This is a genomic window from Nocardia nova NBRC 15556 (genome assembly GCF_001613005.1).
Lineage (GTDB): Bacteria > Actinomycetota > Actinomycetes > Mycobacteriales > Mycobacteriaceae > Nocardia > Nocardia nova.
The window spans coordinates 1-17,274 of record NZ_BDBN01000021.1 but is presented as its reverse complement, the minus strand read 5'-3'; the positions used below and the strand labels follow the sequence as shown (position 1 = coordinate 17,274).

The 17,274-nt window shown below is 66.8% G+C and carries 17 protein-coding genes; 12 read left to right on the top strand and 5 right to left on the bottom strand.

Going from position 1 to position 17,274, the window contains the following annotated elements; all coding sequences use genetic code 11:
* Window positions 1-135 precede the first annotated feature (135 nt).
* From NN2_RS08890 to NN2_RS08880, 3 genes are read left to right on the top strand one after another with little or no spacing between them, the layout of a single operon-like run.
* Window positions 136-939 (top strand): SDR family NAD(P)-dependent oxidoreductase, encoded by an 804-nt coding sequence (locus NN2_RS08890; RefSeq protein WP_063012290.1) that lies wholly within the window; start codon window positions 136-138, stop codon window positions 937-939.
* An 8-nt stretch (window positions 940-947) separates the two neighbouring features.
* A complete protein-coding gene (locus NN2_RS08885; RefSeq protein WP_063012288.1) occupies window positions 948-1,796 on the top strand; it encodes a TIGR03619 family F420-dependent LLM class oxidoreductase in 849 nt (282 codons plus the stop codon).
* Between the two features lie 37 nt (window positions 1,797-1,833).
* Window positions 1,834-2,343 (top strand): nuclear transport factor 2 family protein, encoded by a 510-nt coding sequence (locus NN2_RS08880; protein WP_063012110.1) that lies wholly within the window; start codon window positions 1,834-1,836, stop codon window positions 2,341-2,343.
* Window positions 2,344-2,350: 7 nt separating this feature from the next.
* On the opposite strand, the gene NN2_RS08875 is transcribed toward NN2_RS08880, so the two are convergent.
* The 3 genes from NN2_RS08875 to NN2_RS08865 all read right to left on the bottom strand — a co-directional run bounded on the left by NN2_RS08875 (window position 2,351) and on the right by NN2_RS08865 (window position 5,736).
* Complete coding sequence (locus tag NN2_RS08875; protein WP_063012108.1) at window positions 2,351-4,117, bottom strand: oleate hydratase; 1,767 nt, start codon at window positions 4,115-4,117, stop codon at window positions 2,351-2,353.
* Between the two features lie 62 nt (window positions 4,118-4,179).
* The gene (locus tag NN2_RS08870) at window positions 4,180-5,040 is read right to left on the bottom strand and encodes a 3-hydroxyacyl-CoA dehydrogenase (protein ID WP_063012286.1); all 861 of its coding nucleotides are present in this window, start codon (window positions 5,038-5,040) and stop codon (window positions 4,180-4,182) included.
* 39 nt (window positions 5,041-5,079) lie between these two features.
* Window positions 5,080-5,736, bottom strand: a complete 657-nt coding sequence (locus tag NN2_RS08865; RefSeq protein WP_227462662.1) for a TetR/AcrR family transcriptional regulator — start codon at window positions 5,734-5,736, stop codon at window positions 5,080-5,082.
* Between the two features lie 208 nt (window positions 5,737-5,944).
* Here NN2_RS08865 and NN2_RS08860 point away from each other — a divergent pair, with 208 nt between their 5' ends.
* The 9 genes from NN2_RS08860 to NN2_RS08820 all read left to right on the top strand — a co-directional run bounded on the left by NN2_RS08860 (window position 5,945) and on the right by NN2_RS08820 (window position 15,812).
* A complete protein-coding gene (locus NN2_RS08860) occupies window positions 5,945-6,931 on the top strand; it encodes a DUF2804 domain-containing protein (RefSeq protein ID WP_197516700.1) in 987 nt (328 codons plus the stop codon).
* Window positions 6,932-7,055: 124 nt separating this feature from the next.
* The gene (locus NN2_RS08855; RefSeq protein ID WP_030516026.1) at window positions 7,056-7,853 is read left to right on the top strand and encodes an MlaE family ABC transporter permease; all 798 of its coding nucleotides are present in this window, start codon (window positions 7,056-7,058) and stop codon (window positions 7,851-7,853) included.
* A 12-nt stretch (window positions 7,854-7,865) separates the two neighbouring features.
* The gene (locus NN2_RS08850; protein WP_030516025.1) at window positions 7,866-8,711 is read left to right on the top strand and encodes an MlaE family ABC transporter permease; all 846 of its coding nucleotides are present in this window, start codon (window positions 7,866-7,868) and stop codon (window positions 8,709-8,711) included.
* 10 nt (window positions 8,712-8,721) lie between these two features.
* The gene (locus tag NN2_RS08845; protein ID WP_245658620.1) at window positions 8,722-9,888 is read left to right on the top strand and encodes an MCE family protein; all 1,167 of its coding nucleotides are present in this window, start codon (window positions 8,722-8,724) and stop codon (window positions 9,886-9,888) included.
* Window positions 9,885-10,907, top strand: a complete 1,023-nt coding sequence (locus tag NN2_RS08840) for an MCE family protein (protein ID WP_063012106.1) — start codon at window positions 9,885-9,887, stop codon at window positions 10,905-10,907. Before NN2_RS08845 ends, NN2_RS08840 begins: the two co-directional genes overlap by 4 nt.
* Window positions 10,908-11,942 carry an MCE family protein gene (locus NN2_RS08835; RefSeq protein WP_063012104.1) on the top strand — a complete coding sequence of 345 codons (1,035 nt, stop codon included), beginning with the start codon at window positions 10,908-10,910 and terminating at the stop codon, window positions 11,940-11,942.
* Window positions 11,939-13,186 carry an MCE family protein gene (locus NN2_RS08830; RefSeq protein WP_082856836.1) on the top strand — a complete coding sequence of 416 codons (1,248 nt, stop codon included), beginning with the start codon at window positions 11,939-11,941 and terminating at the stop codon, window positions 13,184-13,186. Before NN2_RS08835 ends, NN2_RS08830 begins: the two co-directional genes overlap by 4 nt.
* Window positions 13,183-14,304 (top strand): MCE family protein, encoded by a 1,122-nt coding sequence (locus NN2_RS08825; protein WP_063012100.1) that lies wholly within the window; start codon window positions 13,183-13,185, stop codon window positions 14,302-14,304. The genes NN2_RS08830 and NN2_RS08825 overlap by 4 nt, the downstream gene beginning before the upstream one ends.
* Window positions 14,304-15,812, top strand: a complete 1,509-nt coding sequence (locus NN2_RS08820) for an MCE family protein (protein WP_063012279.1) — start codon at window positions 14,304-14,306, stop codon at window positions 15,810-15,812. The genes NN2_RS08825 and NN2_RS08820 overlap by 1 nt, the downstream gene beginning before the upstream one ends.
* Before the next feature lie 31 nt (window positions 15,813-15,843).
* Here NN2_RS08820 and NN2_RS08815 read toward each other — a convergent pair whose 3' ends face one another.
* Together NN2_RS08815 and NN2_RS37675 are read right to left on the bottom strand one after the other, a co-directional pair.
* Window positions 15,844-16,476 carry a hypothetical protein gene (locus tag NN2_RS08815; RefSeq protein WP_082856835.1) on the bottom strand — a complete coding sequence of 211 codons (633 nt, stop codon included), beginning with the start codon at window positions 16,474-16,476 and terminating at the stop codon, window positions 15,844-15,846.
* On the bottom strand, window positions 16,473-17,274 hold an 802-nt coding region (locus NN2_RS37675), incomplete at its 5' end, for an Rv1363c family protein (RefSeq protein ID WP_063012098.1). The genes NN2_RS37675 and NN2_RS08815, both read right to left, overlap by 4 nt.

The following is a 17,274-nucleotide window of genomic DNA, read 5'->3' as shown; positions in this document are numbered from 1 at the left end:
CAATTTAGTGAACAGCGTTCATTTCACCCTGAGCAGTGCTTTTCTTCGCGACACGAGTGTCCGGTGAGCGGGAGTGCGCGCCGCACCGAAACCTGTTTCGGTTACCGTCCGGGCATGGCCGCAGAACCGAACGACATCATCGATCCGCACCGCTACGGGCCGTGGGCCGTCATCGCCGGCGGTTCGGAGGGGGTCGGCGCGGAGTTCGCCGACCGGCTCGCCGCCGCGGGAATCAATATCGTCCTGCTGGCGCGGCGGGAGGGCCCGCTGGCCGAGACCGCCGAACGTGTCGCCGCGCGCGGGGTCCAGGTACGGACCCTGGCGGTCGATCTGACCGCGCCCGACGCACCGGCGCGCGTCGCGTCCGCGACCGCCGACGTGGAGGTCGGCCTGCTCGTCTACAACGCGGGGGCCAACACCCACAGCGCCGAATTCCTCGACGGCGACCTCGACGCGTTCGCCGCCATGAACGCGCTCAATGTCACCGCACCGCTGGCGCTCGTGCACCATTTCGGGCGCGGCATGCGCGAGCGGGGCCGCGGCGGCATCGTGCTGGTCGGCTCGCTCACCGGCTACTGCGGCTCGGCCCGCCACACCGTCTACGGCGGCTCCAAGGCGTATCTGCGGATCTTCGCCGAGAGCCTGTGGCTGGAACTGCGGGATTACAACGTCGACGTGCTGCATCTGGTGCTGGGTGTCACCCGGACACCGGCGATGGCACGTGCGGGATTGAATTTCGACATCCCCGGCATGCTCGTGGCCGAACCGGCCGATGTGGCGCGCGAAGGGCTCGAGCAGTTGGCCAACGGACCGGTGTTCGTCGCGGGCGGCAATGCCGAAACGGCGGCGCGCAGCAGCGGTCCGGATCGGGCGGCGATCGTGCTGGGCGGGCATCGCCGGATGCAGAAGTTGATCGGCGCCGAACCGGATCCGCGATGACCGGCCCGGTGCGCCTGGCCCTGTCGTCGCCGATCGTGGTGCGGTTTCCCGGGCAGTACTCGCCGTGGGAGGCCGATGCCGGCATGGCGGAACTCGCCCGCATCGCCGAGACCGCCGACCGCCTGGGCTTCGACCATCTCACCTGCAGTGAACACACCGCGGTACCGGCGTCGGTGGCCGCTTCCCGGGGTGCGACCTATTGGGATCCGCTGGCCACGCTCGCGTATCTGGCCGCCCGCACCACCCGGATCCGGCTCGCCACCTCGGTGCTGGTGCTGCCGTATCACCACCCGCTCGAGATCGCCAAGCGCTACGGCACACTGGACCGGATCAGTGGCGGCCGGGTCGTCCTGGGTGTCGGAGTGGGATCTCTGCGCGCGGAATTCGATCTGCTCGGGGCGACCTGGGAGGGGCGCGGAGAGCGCGCCGACGATGCGATAGCCGCCCTGCGCGCCGCATTCGGCGTGCGCGAACCCGATTACACCGGAACGCATTACAGCTTCTCCGGGATGATCGTCGAGCCCGCCGGAGTGCAATCCCGGGTGCCCATCTGGGTGGGCGGGCGAACGATGCGCTCGCTGCGCCGCGCGGTCCGCTTCGGCGACGGGTGGATGCCGTTCGGCCTGCCGATGGCGGAGCTGAAAACGATGCTCTCGCAAGTCGATTCGCCACCCGGATTCGAGGTGGTCCTGCCCACCGGCCCGCTGGATCCGCTCGGTGAGCCGGACCGGGTGACGCGGCGGCTCGCGGCCCTGGCGGATGCGGGTGCGACACTGGCCGGATGCGCCGTCACCGCGAACTCGGCCGAACACTACTGCGACCAATTGGCCGCATTGGCCGAGCTGGCGAACCGGTGAGCCCGATATCGCCACGGGCGGACCAGAGGAGGACGAGATGACCGAGGTCGAACTCGCGGATATTCTCCGCCGGCTGCGACGGGTCGAGGACGAACTCGCGATCCTGCGCATCATCGCGTCCTACGGACCGCTGGTCGACGCCGGGGAAGCGCAGGCGACCGCCGAATTATGGTGTGCAGAAGGCGAATACGACGTCGAGGGCTGGCGGATGCGGGGGCGTGACCAGGTGCGCGCGATGGTGGAATCGCCCGCACATCGGACGCTCATCGCCGCCGGGTCGGCGCATTTCCAGGGTCCGGCACGCATCGACATCGACGGTGACGAGGCGCTCGCGGTCTTCGAATCACTGCTGGTGCATCGCGAATCGGACGGTTACGAGGTACTGCGCGCGAGTGTGCACCGGCTCGAACTCCGCCGCGAATCCGACGGGTGGCGCATCGCCCGCCGCACCGGCCGTCTGCTCGACGGGGGTGAGCAGGCACGAGAACTGCTGGCCACCTTCGCGCGCCGAAGCGGGGACCGGCCGTCGGCCGATCCCCGCGACTGAATGCCGGTTACTTGTCGGTGATGAGCCCGTACTCGGCGAGCAGCAGCCCGACCTCCGAACTCTCCAGCTTCCCGATGAGCCTGCGCCGCAACGACTCCGGGCCCGGAATCTTCAGCGCGTCCCCGTCGCGCATGTGGCCGACCGCATTGAGCAGGCTGCGCACGTCGTAGGTGGAGTTGAACACTTCGGGCACGCCACGCTCGATGCCCAGCAGCCGATAGGCGGCCTCCATACCGGTGCGCACCGAGTACTCGGTGGTGAAGATGCAGTCCCGGCTCGTTTCGGCGAACTGGCCGATGAAGGCGAAGTTCACCGCGCCCTCGGGCACCACGTCGGGCCGATCACCGGCCTGGCGCGGCATGAAGAACGAGGTGACGTAGGGCATCATCACCGGCACGCACTTCGCGGCCTCGGCCGCCAGCTCCGGGATGTCGTCGAGCGGAACGCCCAAGTGGTACAACCACTCCTGGGTGATCTCCTCGCCGGTGCACTCCTGCATCGTCTTGTGCACGTAGTCACCCGGCTTGTCGGCGAACAGCGAGTACACCCACACCACGATCTGATCGGCCGGTTGCTGTTTGAAGTGCGGTTGCCGGTTCACCGTCCAGCTCAGCAGCCAGCTGGAATCCCGGGCGGTGACGATGCCGCCGGTGACGACCTTGCCGCTGAAGGGATCGCGTTTGCAGATCTTGCGGATGTACTCCGGTATGCGCTGATCGAGTGTGGTGACCGTCGCCGATTCCCATTTGGTCTCGGGAATATGGGATCCGAAGACGTCGGGGCGGCCGAAGGCGCGATCCTTGGCCGCGATCCGCCGCCACAGTTCCCAAGCGGGCGCCGGTCCCTCGTTCAGTGTCGCGGGGGTGTGGTGATCGCCCTCGTCGGAGTTCTCCACCAGCGAACCGATCGTGGTGAACAACAGATCGTCCGGGCCCAGCCGGACGCCGCCCTCGACCCCGTCCGAGACCCAGTGGATACCGGTGGCCTGCTTGCGATCCGCGGTGATGTCGAAGTCGATATCGGTGACCTCGGTATCGAACCGGAACGTCACGCCCTGATCGAGCAGCCACCGATACAGCGGCAGTACCAGCGATTCGTACTGGTTGTACTTGGTGAACTTCAGTGCCGAGAAGTCCGGCAGGCCGCCGATGTGATGGATGAACCGGTGCAGGTACAGCTTCATCTCCAGCGCGCTGTGCCATTCCTCGAAGGCGAACATCGTGCGCCAGTACAGCCAGAAGTTGCTCTGCAGGAAGTCCTTTCCGAACACCTCGTCGATGCGCTTGTTCTCCATCTCCTCGCGAGTGGCGAGGAAGATCTTCGCGATGTCCTTCTGCGCCCTGTCGTTCAGCGCGAAGAGGCCGTCGGTGTGCGCGTCCTGGCCGCGATCCACCGTGGCACGCTGCAGCGAGTAGTTCGGATCGTCCTTGTTCAGCCAGTAGAACTCGTCGAGGACGCTCGCGCCCTCGATCTCGATCGAGGGCACCGAGCGGAACAGGTCCCACAGGCACTCGAAGTGGTTCTCCATTTCGCGGCCACCACGGATGACGAAACCCTTTGCCGGCTCCTTGATTCCGTCCAGCGCGCCACCGGGCAGCTTCAATCGCTCCAGGATGGTGATCCGGTCACCGGACATCTGCCCGTCGCGGATCAGGAAGGCCGCGCCCGACAGCGAGGCCAGGCCCGCCCCGACGAACCACGCCGTCTTGTCGTCGACGCCCTCGGGTTTGCGCGGGCGGGCGAACGCCTCGTAGTTGCCGCTGCTGTAGTACATCCGGGTCTCTCCTGCCTGTGGTTGTCCGCCCCGACTGTCGAATGTGGCTGTGCCGTAACGTCTTACGCGTTGTACCGGTAGAAGCCCTCGCCGCTGGCCAGGCCGAGCCTGCCCTTGTCGATGTATTCCGACTTCAGCCACTGCGCCAGCTTCCGGCCGTCCTCGCCGCTGTTGACCAGGATGTTGTACGGCGTGGTCAGACCGACGATGTCGAGGATCTGGAAGGGGCCCGCGGGCGCGCCGGTGCCGATGCGCCAGGTCTCGTCGACCGCCTTCGGCTCCGCGTAGCCGCCCGCCGCCAGCGCCATCGCCGAGTTGAGGAACGGCACGAGCAGCGAGTTGAGGACGTAGCCGGCCTTCTCCTTGTGCAGTTCGATCGGCACCATGCCGATGGCCCGGGCGAATTCCACTACCGCCTCATACACCTTCGGATCGGTGTCCTCGGTGCCCATGACCTCGGCGGTGTTGAAGTGCCACACCTGATTCGCGAAGTGCAGGGCGAGGAAACGGTCCGGGCGGCCGGTGGCGTCCTTCATGTCGCTGGGCAGCAGCGTCGAGGAGTTGGTGGCGAAGATGGTGTGCTCGGGCGCGAGCTCACCGAGCCGGCGATAGGTGTCCTGTTTGATAGACAGCACCTCGGGCACCGCTTCGATGATCAGATCCGCGTCCCGGGCGGCCTCGGCGAGATCGCTGGTGAGCGCGATGCCCGCGGCGGTGGCCTCGGCCTTGCCGTCACCCGCGCCCGGTACCTGCTCACGGTAGGTGGCCGCGAGTTTGTCGAAACGCTCACCCGCCGCGGTCAGCGCCTCGTCGTTGATGTCGTAGGCGGTCACCTCGAAACCGTTGAAGGCGGTCTGGAAGGCGATCTGGGATCCCAGGACGCCGGTCCCGAGGACGCTCACCTTGCGAATCGTGCCGGACATGTCGACTCCGTTCTGCGGGCCGTGGCCCACGTTGGTTTTTCAGGCTCCGGTGACCGCGGCGCTGCGGAAACCGGCGACGAGTTGAGCGATCTGGGCGTGCAGATCGTCGATCGGATCGTGGTGGGGGTGGACGCCGGTGGACGGGCGCACCAGCGCCATGTGCAGTACCGCGAAGAGACCGCGGCCCGCCACGCGGGCCGCCTCCCGCTGCGCGGCCGTGGGCTCGCCGGAGTTCGCGACCGCGGTCAGCAGAATCTCGGCGAGGACCGACTCGAGCTGCGCCACCAACGCCAGCCCCTGTTCCCGGTAGGTCTCCTCGGGCGGGCCGAACAGCAATTCGCGCTGGTAGGCGATGGTGTTCTCGGTATTGCGCGCCGCCGCGACCAGGATCGGCCGCAGCAATGCCGTGATCGCGCCCACCGGATCGGCGATGTCGCGGGCGCGGCGGGCGCCGGCCTCGAGCGCCGACCGGAAGTCCTCGTTGTAGACCATGAGCAGCAGCTGCCCCTTGGACGAGGCGTAGCGGAACAGCGTGCCCGCGGCGATATCGGCCCGATCGGAGATCTGCTGGGTGGTGACCGCGGCGAATCCGCGTTCGGCAAACAACCGCGCGGCCACCTCGAAGATTCGGCTCTGCTTCTCGCGCATATTGCGCACCCGCCGCCCGACCTGCCGGCTCTGCTGTGTACTTGCCACCCGACGCCTCCTATCGGCCGATAAGAATGAGTGCGCTCATTAATGAGCATACTCAGAGCTATCGGAAGTGCAACACGTCCAGCATGACGTCGGCCACGTGCGTGGGTGCCGGCCTCGTCGCAGGCGTGGCCCGTTCGTGATGACCGGCCCGCCCGCGACAATGGACCGACCGCGGTCGCGTCGACCGCGGCAGCGAAGGAGGGCCACGATGGCCGAACGGGTGACCACGGAGCGCGAGATCACCGCGAGTGTCGATCTGTGCACGTCGCGGGGCCGGCTGAATCCCGACGCGGTGGGCTGGACGCGCCGGCCGCTGCACCGGGCGAATCTGCGTGGCTGGGGTCGCACCAAGCGGTGGGAGTACTGGGGCATCGTCACCCCGGACCACATCATCGGAATCGTGCTGACGTCGCTGGATTACGCCGGTCTGCAGGGTATCTACGTGCTCGATCGGGCGAGCGGCACCGAGATCGTCAAGGATGTGGTGACGCCGTTCGCCCGCGGTGTGCATCTTCCCGATCGCAGCGGTGCCGGCACCGCGACCGGACATGCCGGCGATCTGGTGATCGAATTGCGAAACGATCCGGCCGGCACCAGGATTCACGCCGCCACCCCGCGCATCGATATCGATCTGACGGCCGGGTCGCCGGCGGGACACGAATCGCTCGGTGTCGTGGTGCCGTGGAGTGCGAAGCGCTTCCAGTACACCGTCAAGGATCTCGGCCGTCCGGTGTCGGGCACCCTCACCGTGGACGGCGTCGCCTACGTGGTCGCCGACGGGTTCGCCGTCCTCGACCACGGACGCGGGAAGTGGCCGTACTCGATCGCGTGGAACTGGGCCGCCGGCTGCGGCCCGGAGACGGCGATCCAGCTCGGCGGCAAGTGGACCGACGGCACCGGTTCGACCGAGAACGCGCTGTTCGTGCGTGGCCGGCTGCACAAGATCGACGATGAGCTGGAATGGGTGTACGACCGCCGGGACTGGTTGCGGCCGTGGCGGATTCGCGGCCCGCGCGTTGCCGTCGAGTTCACGCCCTTCCATGTACGCGAATCCCGGACGGCGCTGGGTGTGCTGGCCAACGACACTCATCAGTGCTTCGGGCACTTCACCGGCCGAGCCCGCACCGACGACGGGGAATGGGTGGAGCTCGACGGCCTCACCGGCTGGGCGGAAGAGGCGCGCAACCGCTGGTGATCCGAAACGCTACCTACTCGCAATAGCTATTGCGTTCTTGTCTCGCGGATGTAGCATTATCGAAACCGAGAATGCGATTTCCGCCAGGTTGTCGCGACGCAGCGGGGTTCCGGGAGGTGGCGGCATGGCGATAACTCTGCCGGGCTGGTCCCGGAGTATGTCCCGCCGTTCGGCGGGCGGACTGCAGACCATCGGCGGACTGTTCGCCATGTCGGCCGATGCGGTGAAGTTCGCCTTCCGTCGCCCCTTTCAGACCCGCGAATTCCTGGAGCAGTCCTGGTTCGTGGCCCGGGTATCGCTGATTCCGACCCTGCTCGTGGCGATTCCGTTCACCGTGCTGGTGAGCTTCACCCTCAACATTCTGCTGCGCGAACTGGGTGCGGCCGACCTCAGTGGCGCGGGCGCGGCATTCGGCGCGGTCACCCAGGTGGGTCCCATGGTGACCGTGCTGATCGTGGCCGGATCCGGTGCGACCGCGATGTGCGCGGATCTGGGCTCGCGGACCATCCGCGAGGAGATCGACGCCATGGAGGTGCTCGGCATCAATCCGGTGCAGCGCCTCGTCACTCCGCGCATGCTCGCTTCGGGACTGGTCGCGCTGCTGCTGAACAGTCTGGTCTGCATCATCGGCATCGCCGGTGGTTACGTCTTCTCCGTCTATGTGCAGAACGTCAACCCCGGTGCCTTCGCCAACGGCATCACCCTGCTGACCGGGCTGAACGAAGTCGTGATCTCGGCGGTCAAGGCGCTGTTGTTCGGCCTCGTCGCCGGGCTCATCGCCTGCTATCGCGGGCTGATCGTCTCCGGTGGCGCGAAGGCCGTGGGCAACGCGGTGAACGAAACCGTGGTCTACGCCTTCATGGCGCTGTTCGTGATCAATGTCGTCGTGACCGCGATCGGCATTCAGATGACGGCCAGATGAGGGGGAACGGCTGTGGTACTGGAAGCGAGATATCCGCGTGCCGTGCGGCGGGCGCGCCGGCCGGTGAAAAGCCTCGGCAGCATCGGCGATCACACGCTCTTCTACGTGCGGGCGCTGTTCGGCGCTCCGTTCGCCGCGTGGCGCTACAAGAAGGAGACCATCCGGCTCATCGCCGAATTCAGCATGGGCTCCGGCACTTTGGCGGTTTTCGGCGGCACCGTGGTGATCGTCGGATTCCTCACCCTCGCCACCGGTGGCACCCTGGCCGTGCAGGGCTACAGCTCCCTGGGCAATATCGGCATCGAGGCGTTGACCGGATTCCTGTCGGCCTTCATCAACGTGCGCATCTCGGCGCCGGTGGTGGCCGGCATCGGACTGGCGGCCACGTTCGGCGCGGGAGCCACCGCGCAGTTGGGCGCCATGCGGATCAACGAGGAGATCGACGCACTGGAATCCATCGCGATCGAGCCGATCGCCTATCTGGTCGGCACCCGCATCGTGGCCGGGATGATCGCGATCACGCCGCTGTACTCACTCGCGGTGGTGGCCTCCTTCCTCGCCAGCCGGGTCACCACCGTCTTCCTGCTCGGCCAGTCCTCGGGGCTCTACGACCACTACTTCACCACCTTCCTCAATCCGCTCGATCTGGTGTGGTCGTTCGTGCAGGCGATCCTGATGGCACTGACAATTCTGCTGATACACAGCTATTTCGGCTTTTTCGCCGCCGGCGGGCCGTCCGGAGTGGGTACCGCGGTCGGCAACGCGGTGCGGACCTCGCTGATCGCCGTCGTCTCGGTAACCCTGCTGGTCTCGTTGGCCATCTACGGCTCCAACGGCAATTTCAACCTGTCGGGCTAGGGGAGAAGCCGTGTTGCGCAGCATTTTACGTCCGATCGTGGGTCTGCTGTCGATCGCCGCGATCGCCGGGGTGGTCGCTCTGGCGGTGGTCATGTTCCGCGGCGGATTCGCCGACACCGTGCGGGTCACCGTCCTGTCACCGCGTGCGGGCCTGGTCATGTACCCCGACGCGAAGGTGAAGATGCGCGGAGTGGCCGTGGGCCGGGTGGCCGCGGTGGACGAGCGGCCCGACGGGCTCGCCGCGATCCAGCTGGCGATCGACGCCGATCAGGTGAAACGCATTCCGTCGAATGTGACCGTGGACATCGCCTCCACCACCGTGTTCGGCGCCAAATTCGTCGAATTCCTGCCGCCGGCGGAGAAATCCGCGTCCTCGATCCACGCCGGCCAGATCTTCGACTCCCGGCACGTGACGGTCGAGATCAACACCATCTTCGAACGATTGACCGCGGTGCTGGGGCAGATCGAACCGGAGAAGCTGAACGAGACGCTGGGCGCGATCGCCGGTGCGACCAACGGCCGCGGCGAACAGGTCGGGCAGATGCTGACCGATCTCGACTCGTTCCTGGCCAAGATCGAGCCGGCTCTGCCCTCGCTGAGTCACGAGATCGCGGCCGGACCGAATGTGGCCGCCTCCTACGGCGATGCCGCGCCGGACCTGCTGTCCACCGCGCGCAATGCCGCCACGATCAGCCGGACCGTGGTGGACGAACAAGCGAATCTGGATGCGCTGCTGGTCAATGCGATCGGCCTGGCCGATGTCGGCAACCAGGTGCTCGGCGACAACGGCGCGCCGCTGGCCTCGATGCTGCACCTGCTGGTACCCACCACCGATCTGGCCGCCGAATACGCACCGGCGCTGAAATGTTCGATCGAGGGCCTGGACTACATGGACAATGTGAAACCGGTGCAGGTTCCGGGCATGGGACTGACGGTCAATTTCCTGTGGGGCGCCGAACCGTACCGATATCCGCGCGATCTGCCCAAGGTCGCCGCATCCGGTGGCCCGCAGTGTTCGGTGCTGCCGGTGCCCTACAACGGCAAGCCCAAGTTCGTGGTGGTCGACGACGGCGCCGTCCCGTTCCCGAATACCAACCGGACCCTGCGCGTGAATCCGGATCTGCTGCAGAGCGTGCTGTTCGGGGCCGTCGATCCCGCCGCCGGAGGTCCGCGATGAGACAACGGGATACGCCGCTGCTGAAATTCGGCGCCTTCGCGGTGGTGATGGTGGTTCTCTCCGGATTCCTCGTCCTGGTCTTCGGTCAGTACCGCACCGGTTCGACCAACGGCTATTCGGCGGAATTCACCGACTCGTCGGGACTGCGCTCCGGAGACAGTGTGCGGGTGGCCGGCGTCGAGGTGGGCCGGGTGCAAGGGGTGACGCTGCGCCCGGATCAGCGGGTTGTGGTGACCTTCGACGCCGACCGCGACATCGTGCTCACCGGGGGCACCAAGGCCGCCATCCGCTATCTGAACCTCGTCGGCGACCGCTATCTCGAACTGACCGACGGTCCGGGATCCACCGCGACCCTGCGGCCCGGTGCGCGGATTCCGCTCGAACGCACCACGCCCGCACTGGATCTCGATCTTCTGCTCGGCGGCCTGAAACCGGTGCTGCAGGGACTGAACGCCCAGGAGGTCAATTCGCTCACCTGGTCGCTGGTGCAGATCGTGCAGGGGCAGGAGGGCACGGTGGATTCGCTGCTGACCAAGACCGCCTCCTTCTCCTCCCGGCTCGCCGACACCAGCGATGTGGTGGGCAAGCTGATCGACAACCTGAACCAGGTGATGGAGACTCTGGCGAGCAACGGCACCCAGTTCTCCGATGCCATCGGCCGCCTCGAGCAACTCGTGACCCAGCTGTCGCAGGACCGCGATCCGATCGGCTCCGCGATCGACGCACTGGACCGCGGAACCGCTTCCGTCGCAGATCTTCTCACGCAGAGCCGAGCTCCCCTGGCCGACAGCGTCGAACAGCTCGCGCGGCTGGCACCCGCCGTGGACGACGGCAAGGACAAGGTGGACCACGCATTGCAGCGGGCGCCGGAGAACTTCCGGAAGATGGTGCGGACCGGCTCCTACGGCAACTTCATCCAATACTTCGTGTGCGCGTTGACCATCCGAGTCAGCGATCCGTCCGGGCAGGTCGTCCAGCTGCCCTGGATCAAAACCGAGACGGGGAGGTGTGCACCGTAGATGCTGCATTATCGCGGCGCTCATCTGTTACGTCCCGGACTGGTCGGGATCGTGGTGATGGTCTGCGTCATCCTCATCGGCCTGCAGTCGCAGAAGTTCATGGCATGGGGCACCACCGTGCGCTATCAGGCGCTGTTCGGCGAGGCCGCCGGACTGGCGGTCGGCGACGACGTGATCGTCTCGGGCGTGCGGGTCGGCACCGTGCAGAAGGTGGTGCTGCACAACGGGGATGCGCTGGTGGTGTTCTCGGTGAACTCGACCATCCGGCTCGGCGCCGACAGTTCGGCGCACATCAAGACCAGTTCGCTGCTGGGGAAACGCGACCTCACGGTCGTTTCCGCGGGAACCGGCCGGATGCGCTCACTCGACACCATTCCGGCCTCGCGGACCTCCTCGCCGTATTCTCTGACCGATGCCGTCGGTGATCTGAGCACCAAGACCTCGGCGATCGACATCGATTCACTCAACCGCTCCCTCGACATGCTGTCCTCGACGCTGAATCAGATCGCACCGCAGGTGGGCCCGGCATTCGACGGGCTGACACAGCTGTCCAAGACGATCAACAGCCGCAACGAATCGCTACGGCAGTTGCTGACCGGCGCGGGCACGGTCACCTCGGTGCTCGCCCAGCGCAGCGAGCAGGTGAATACGCTGATTCTCAACGCGAATGCGCTGGTCGACGTGCTCGCGCAGCGTCGCCAGGAAATCGTCGACCTGCTCGCCAACACCTCGGCGGTGGCGAAGCAGTTGTCGGGCCTGGTCGCCGACAACGAGGCCGCGCTCGGGCCGACACTGGATCGGCTGAACTCGATCGCCGCGATGCTCGAGAAGAATCGCGACAATATCGGCAAGGCCATCCCGGGATACGCGAAAGTCGCTCTGACCCAGGGTGAAGCAGTCTCCGGCGGCCGCTTCTACAACGCCTACGTCGCCAATCTGATCGACGGCCAGGATATTCAGCCCTTCATCGACCGGGCGTTCGGCGTGAACCCGCCGGCCCAGTTCCCGCTACCGCATCCGGAGCCGCCGCGATGAGTACGAGATGGATGGTCCGGATCGTCGGTGCCGTGGTGATCGTCGCGGTCGTGGTGACCGGAGGCGTGATCGGTTATCGAGAACTGTTCGGACCCAAGCACTTCACCGCGATATTCACCACCGCGACCGCGATCTATCCCGGCGACGACGTGCGCGTCGCGGGGGTGAAGGTGGGGCATATCGAATCGATCCGGCCGCAGGGCACGACGACCCGGATGGTGCTCGCCGTCGACCGCGACATTCGGGTGCCCGCCGGCGCTGAGGCGGTGATCGTGGCACAGAGCCTGGTCGCGGCCCGCTACGTCCAGTTGACTCCCGCCTATCGAACCAGCGGCCCCACGCTCGCCGACGGTGCGGTGATCCCGGTCGAGCGCACCGCGGTGCCGGTGGAATGGGACGAGATCAAGACGCAATTGACCAAGCTGGCAACGGGTTTGGGCCCGGGCGGCGACGCCGCGGGAAGTTCGATGGGCCGGTTCGTCGACAGCACCGCCGCCGCACTGAGCGACGGGAACGGGGAGAAGCTGCGGCAGATGCTGGCCCAGCTGTCCGCGGTCGGGCGCATCCTGGCCGACGGCAGCGGCAATATCGTCGACATCCTGCAGAATCTGCAGACGTTCGTGGACGCGCTGAAGGGCAGCAGTACCCAGATCGTCGAGTTCGAGAATCGGCTGGCGACACTGTCCAGCGTCGTCGACGACAGCAAGTCCGATCTGGACGCGGCCCTGCGCGAACTGTCGGTCGCGGTCGGTGAGGTCCAGCGGTTCGTCTCCGAGAACCGCGCGAAGGCCGGCGAACAGGTGCAGCGGCTGGCGAATGTCACCCAGAATCTGGTGGATCATCGCGCGGATCTGGAGAATCTGCTGCATATCGCGCCGAACAGCATCGCGAACTTCTATCACATCTATAACCCCGACACCGGCACGGAGGCAGGGGTTTTCGAGCTCAACAACTTCTCCAATCCGATGCAGTTCATCTGCGCCGGGGTGGCGAGTATCGAGAACGCCACGGCGGCCGAATCGGGGGAGAAGTGCCGCCAGTATCTGGGGCCGATTCTGCCCCTGCTCAGTTTCAACTATCTGCCGTTCCCGGTGAGCCCGGTGACCGGGCCGGCGCCGGACCCGAACAACGTGATCTACAGCGAACCCGACCTGGTGCCGAAGATCGTCGGACAGCAGCCCGGCCCGTCGGCGCCGACATCGGTCACCGAACTGCTCCAGCCCTGGGGGAGGCCACCGTCATGATCGCGCGGTTGCTCGTCCTGTGCGCGTGCGCACTGGTCACCGTCACCGGATGTGGCTGGCACGGCGTGGATTCGCTGCCGCTGCCCGGCGCCCCCGGTCGCGGTGCGGACGCCGCGATCTATCACGTCGAGATGGCGAATGTCGGGACGCTGGTGTCGAATTCGCCCGTGATGATCGACGACGTGGTGGTCGGCAGCGTCGGGTCGATCACCGTGCACGGCTGGCACGCCGTCGTGGACGTCTCGGTGAAGCCGGATGTGGTCGTGCCCGCGAATGTGGCGGCGACGATCGGCCAGACCAGTCTGCTCGGCTCGACTCATCTGGCGTTGAATCCGCCGGCCGGACAGGCGCCGAGCGGGCGCCTGCAGCCCGGGGCGACGGTACCGCTGAACCGGACCTCGACCTATCCGTCGACCGAACAGACCCTCGCGTCGCTGTCGGTGGTGCTCAACGGCGGCGGGATGGGGCAGATCAACGACATCATCCACAATCTCGATGCCGCGTTCTCCGGTCGTGAGGGCGCCATCCACGATCTGATCCCGCGCCTGGACGCGTTCATGACCGTGCTGGATCAGCAGCGCGACAATCTGCTCGCCACCGTGACCGGGCTGAACCGGATGGCGGAAACCTTCGCCCAGCAACGGGATACGGTCAGCGATACCTTGCGCGAGGTCGGCCCCGCACTCGAGGTGCTGCTCACCGAGCGGCCGAAGATCACCACCGCACTCGACAAGCTGCGCACCTTCAGCGACACCGCGACCGGGGTGATCTCGCAGGTGCAGTCGGATCTGCTCACGAATCTGCACAACCTCGAACCGACCCTGCGGGAATTGGCCGACGTCGGGTCGAAGATCGACGGCGCGGTCTCCTTCCTCACCGTGTTCCCGTACGGGCAATACGGCATCGACCACGGTATCCGCGGCGACTACGTCAATCTGTTCGCCACCATCGACCTCACCGTGCCGCGGTTGCGGCGCGAACTGCTGCTCGGCACCCCGCTGGGTGACCCGAACGCCGTGCTGCAGGCGATGGTCGGCGACCCCGGCTACGGCACCCAGACCAACGACCCGCTGGGTGCGCCGGTGAACCCGCCCGACCCGAACGGAGGCGGCCGATGATCCTCACCCGATTCGTCCGAGCGCAGCTGGTGATCTTCTCGATCCTGGCCGTGATCGGCATGGTGTCGATGGCCGTGCAGTACATGCGGCTGCCGACCCTCGCCGGTATCGGCACCATGAAGGTGACGCTGGAACTTCCGACCTCCGGCGGGCTGTATCGATTCGGCAATGTCACCTATCGCGGCGTTCAGATCGGCAAGGTCACCTCCGTCGATCTGACCGACGACGGGGTGAAGGCGACCCTGTCCATCGACGGCGGGCACAAGATCCCCGCGGATCTGCGGGCGCAGGTGCGCAGCGTGTCGGCGGTGGGCGAGCAGTACGTCGATCTGCAACCGCGCACCGACGCACCGCCGTATCTGCACGACGGATCCGTGATCGACGTGCGCGACAGCACCGTTCCGCAACCGGTGGGGCCGATGCTCGACGAACTCGACACTCTGGTCGGCAGCATTCCCAAGGACAGGCTGCACGACATGCTCGACGAGGTGTTCACCGGCGTGAACGGCGCCCGATACGACCTGCAGTCGCTGCTGAACTCCGCCTCGACCGTGGCCGCCGATGCGAACCGGACCGGTGACACCACCCGCGACCTGCTGGCGAAGGCCGAGCCGCTGATGGACTCGCAGGACCGCTCGGCCGACGCGATCCGGATCTGGGCGCGCAGCCTGGCCGGAGTGTCGGGACAGATCGCCACCGACGACGAGCAGGTCCGGACGCTGCTGAACACCGGGCCGGGTGCGGCGCAGGAGGCGACGAAACTTCTGGATTCGGTGAAGCTCACACTGCCCGTGCTCCTGTCGAATCTGACCTCGGTCGCGCAGCTGGGCGTGACCTATCACGCCGGGCTGGAACAGGTGCTGGTGTTGCTGCCGCCCGAGGTCTCGATCGTGCAGGCGGTACAACCCACGAAGAACGCACAGGGCTTGGGACCCGGAGACTTCCGGATCAGCGGGGTCTCGGATCCGCCGGCCTGTACGGTCGGCTTCCTGCCGCCGTCGGCATGGCGGCCGCCGTCGGACACCACCACCATCGACACCCCCGACGGCTTGTACTGCAAGCTGCCACAGGATTCGCCCGTCGCGGTCCGCGGCGCGCGCAATTTCCCGTGTGCCGGGAAACCGGGAAAGCGAGCGCCGACAGCGGAGATCTGCAACAGCGACCAGGAGTACGAACCGGTGGCGCCGGACCAGCCGGTGGTGGGACCGTATCCGCGCGATCCGAATCTGGAAGCACAAGGCATCCCGCCGGATTCGCGGTGGAACGCGCCGCCACCCGCACCGGCCGCACCGGGAGTTCCCCTGCCGCAGTTGCCGCAGATCGAGCTGCCCAGGATTCCCGGGTTGAACGCGCCCGCGGCATCGCGCTCGACCACCGCACCGTCGGTGGGCTTCGCCCACTACGACCCGCGCACCGGGAACTACCTGGCGCCGGACGGAAGGATGTATCGGCAGGACGATCTGGCCGGTACCCGCCCGGCGAGCTGGAAAGACATGGTGGCGCACTGAATTCGACGCCTACCTCGCTCGCGGTGCGGACTCACACCGGATCGAAGGACGAGATCAACCACTTGCCGTCGATGTGCGAGAGCGAGACCTTGACACTGCTCGAGGTCATCGACGGATCGGGCTTGTCGGAGGTGGTGGTGGTCTGATTGATGAACACCAGCACCACGGCCGAATCCGGACGGATCTGCTCGATCGCCGAACGCACCACGGCAGCTGAGGTTTTCACCGCCTTCTGCTTGGCCGCCGGCGCGACCACCTGCTGGGTGAACTGCCCGTAATAGGTGAGGAAGTCTCCGGTCAGGAAGGACCTCGCGGCGGTGAGATCGTGGTCGAGGGTATCGGGAGCATAGGAGAGAATCGCGACCGAGCCGTTCGAGGCGGCGGCGATCGCCGCGCGCTGAGCGTCGTCGTCGGTCTGCTGATCGGGGCGGTACTGCGTGAAGTACAGGCTGGTCGCCGCCACCACGGAGGCCGCGGCGAGTCCGCCGAGCAGCCCGGCCCCCACCCCGGCGCGATGGCCGCGCACCCAGGTCAGCGCCGCATGCGGGCGCGGGAGCTTCCGCGCGCCCTTCTCGGAAGGCGCAGGCGCTCCGGTCGTTTCGGTGTTCGCGCCGGTCTCGCGCTCGTCGATGTGCTCGGGCCGGGAATCGGAGGATGTGCTCACGGGACGAACTCCACTTTCGACATCTTGAGTTGGCCGTCGACGCGTTCCACGGTGACGCTCAACCGCCAGGCGCGCGGTTCCTGTTTCGCGCCGGCCGAATTGGTGACCTCGGAGGTCGCCGCGACCAGGACCACCGCCGAGTCGTCGGTCATCGACTGCACTGCGGCCGCGTCGACCCTGCCCTGGGTGGCGACCTTGGACTGCTGGATCACCTTGGCGAAATCGTCTGCGCGCGACTGGAAATCGTTGCGGAAGGCACCCGTGGAATCGTCGAGCACGCGCTTCACGTCGTCGGCGGCATGATTGAAATCCAGTGAGGTCAGCGTGGTCACGCCCTGCCGCGCCGCCGCCACGAACTCCGCCTCACGATGCTGCTTCGCGGTCACATCGTGATGCCGCCACATCATGTATCCGCTGCTGCCCAGTCCGGCGCACAGGACGATCGCCGCGACCGCCGCACCGGCCGTGCGCCGCCGGATATGCCGAACGGCCCCCAGCCGTGGTCTCTTGTGGCGTCTGCTTTCCTCGGGCTCCGAGCCGGGATCGTTCGTTGCGGCGGGCTCGAGATCCGACTCGGGCTCGAGATCGGTAGCTGTGTCGGCATGGTCATCGTCGAGGGTCCGCTCGGCGGCTGTCGCGGGCTGCCGGGCTCGCCTGTCTTCCGAGCCATTGTCTTGCGGGCCAGGTGCGGGGTCGTCGCTGTCCGGCGTGTCGTTCGCGTTCGGGTGTGTGCTCGCCGGTGCGGCGGATCCGGCGCGACGGCGCAGCGTGGCCGCGCGAGCTCGGGCGCGGGCAGCG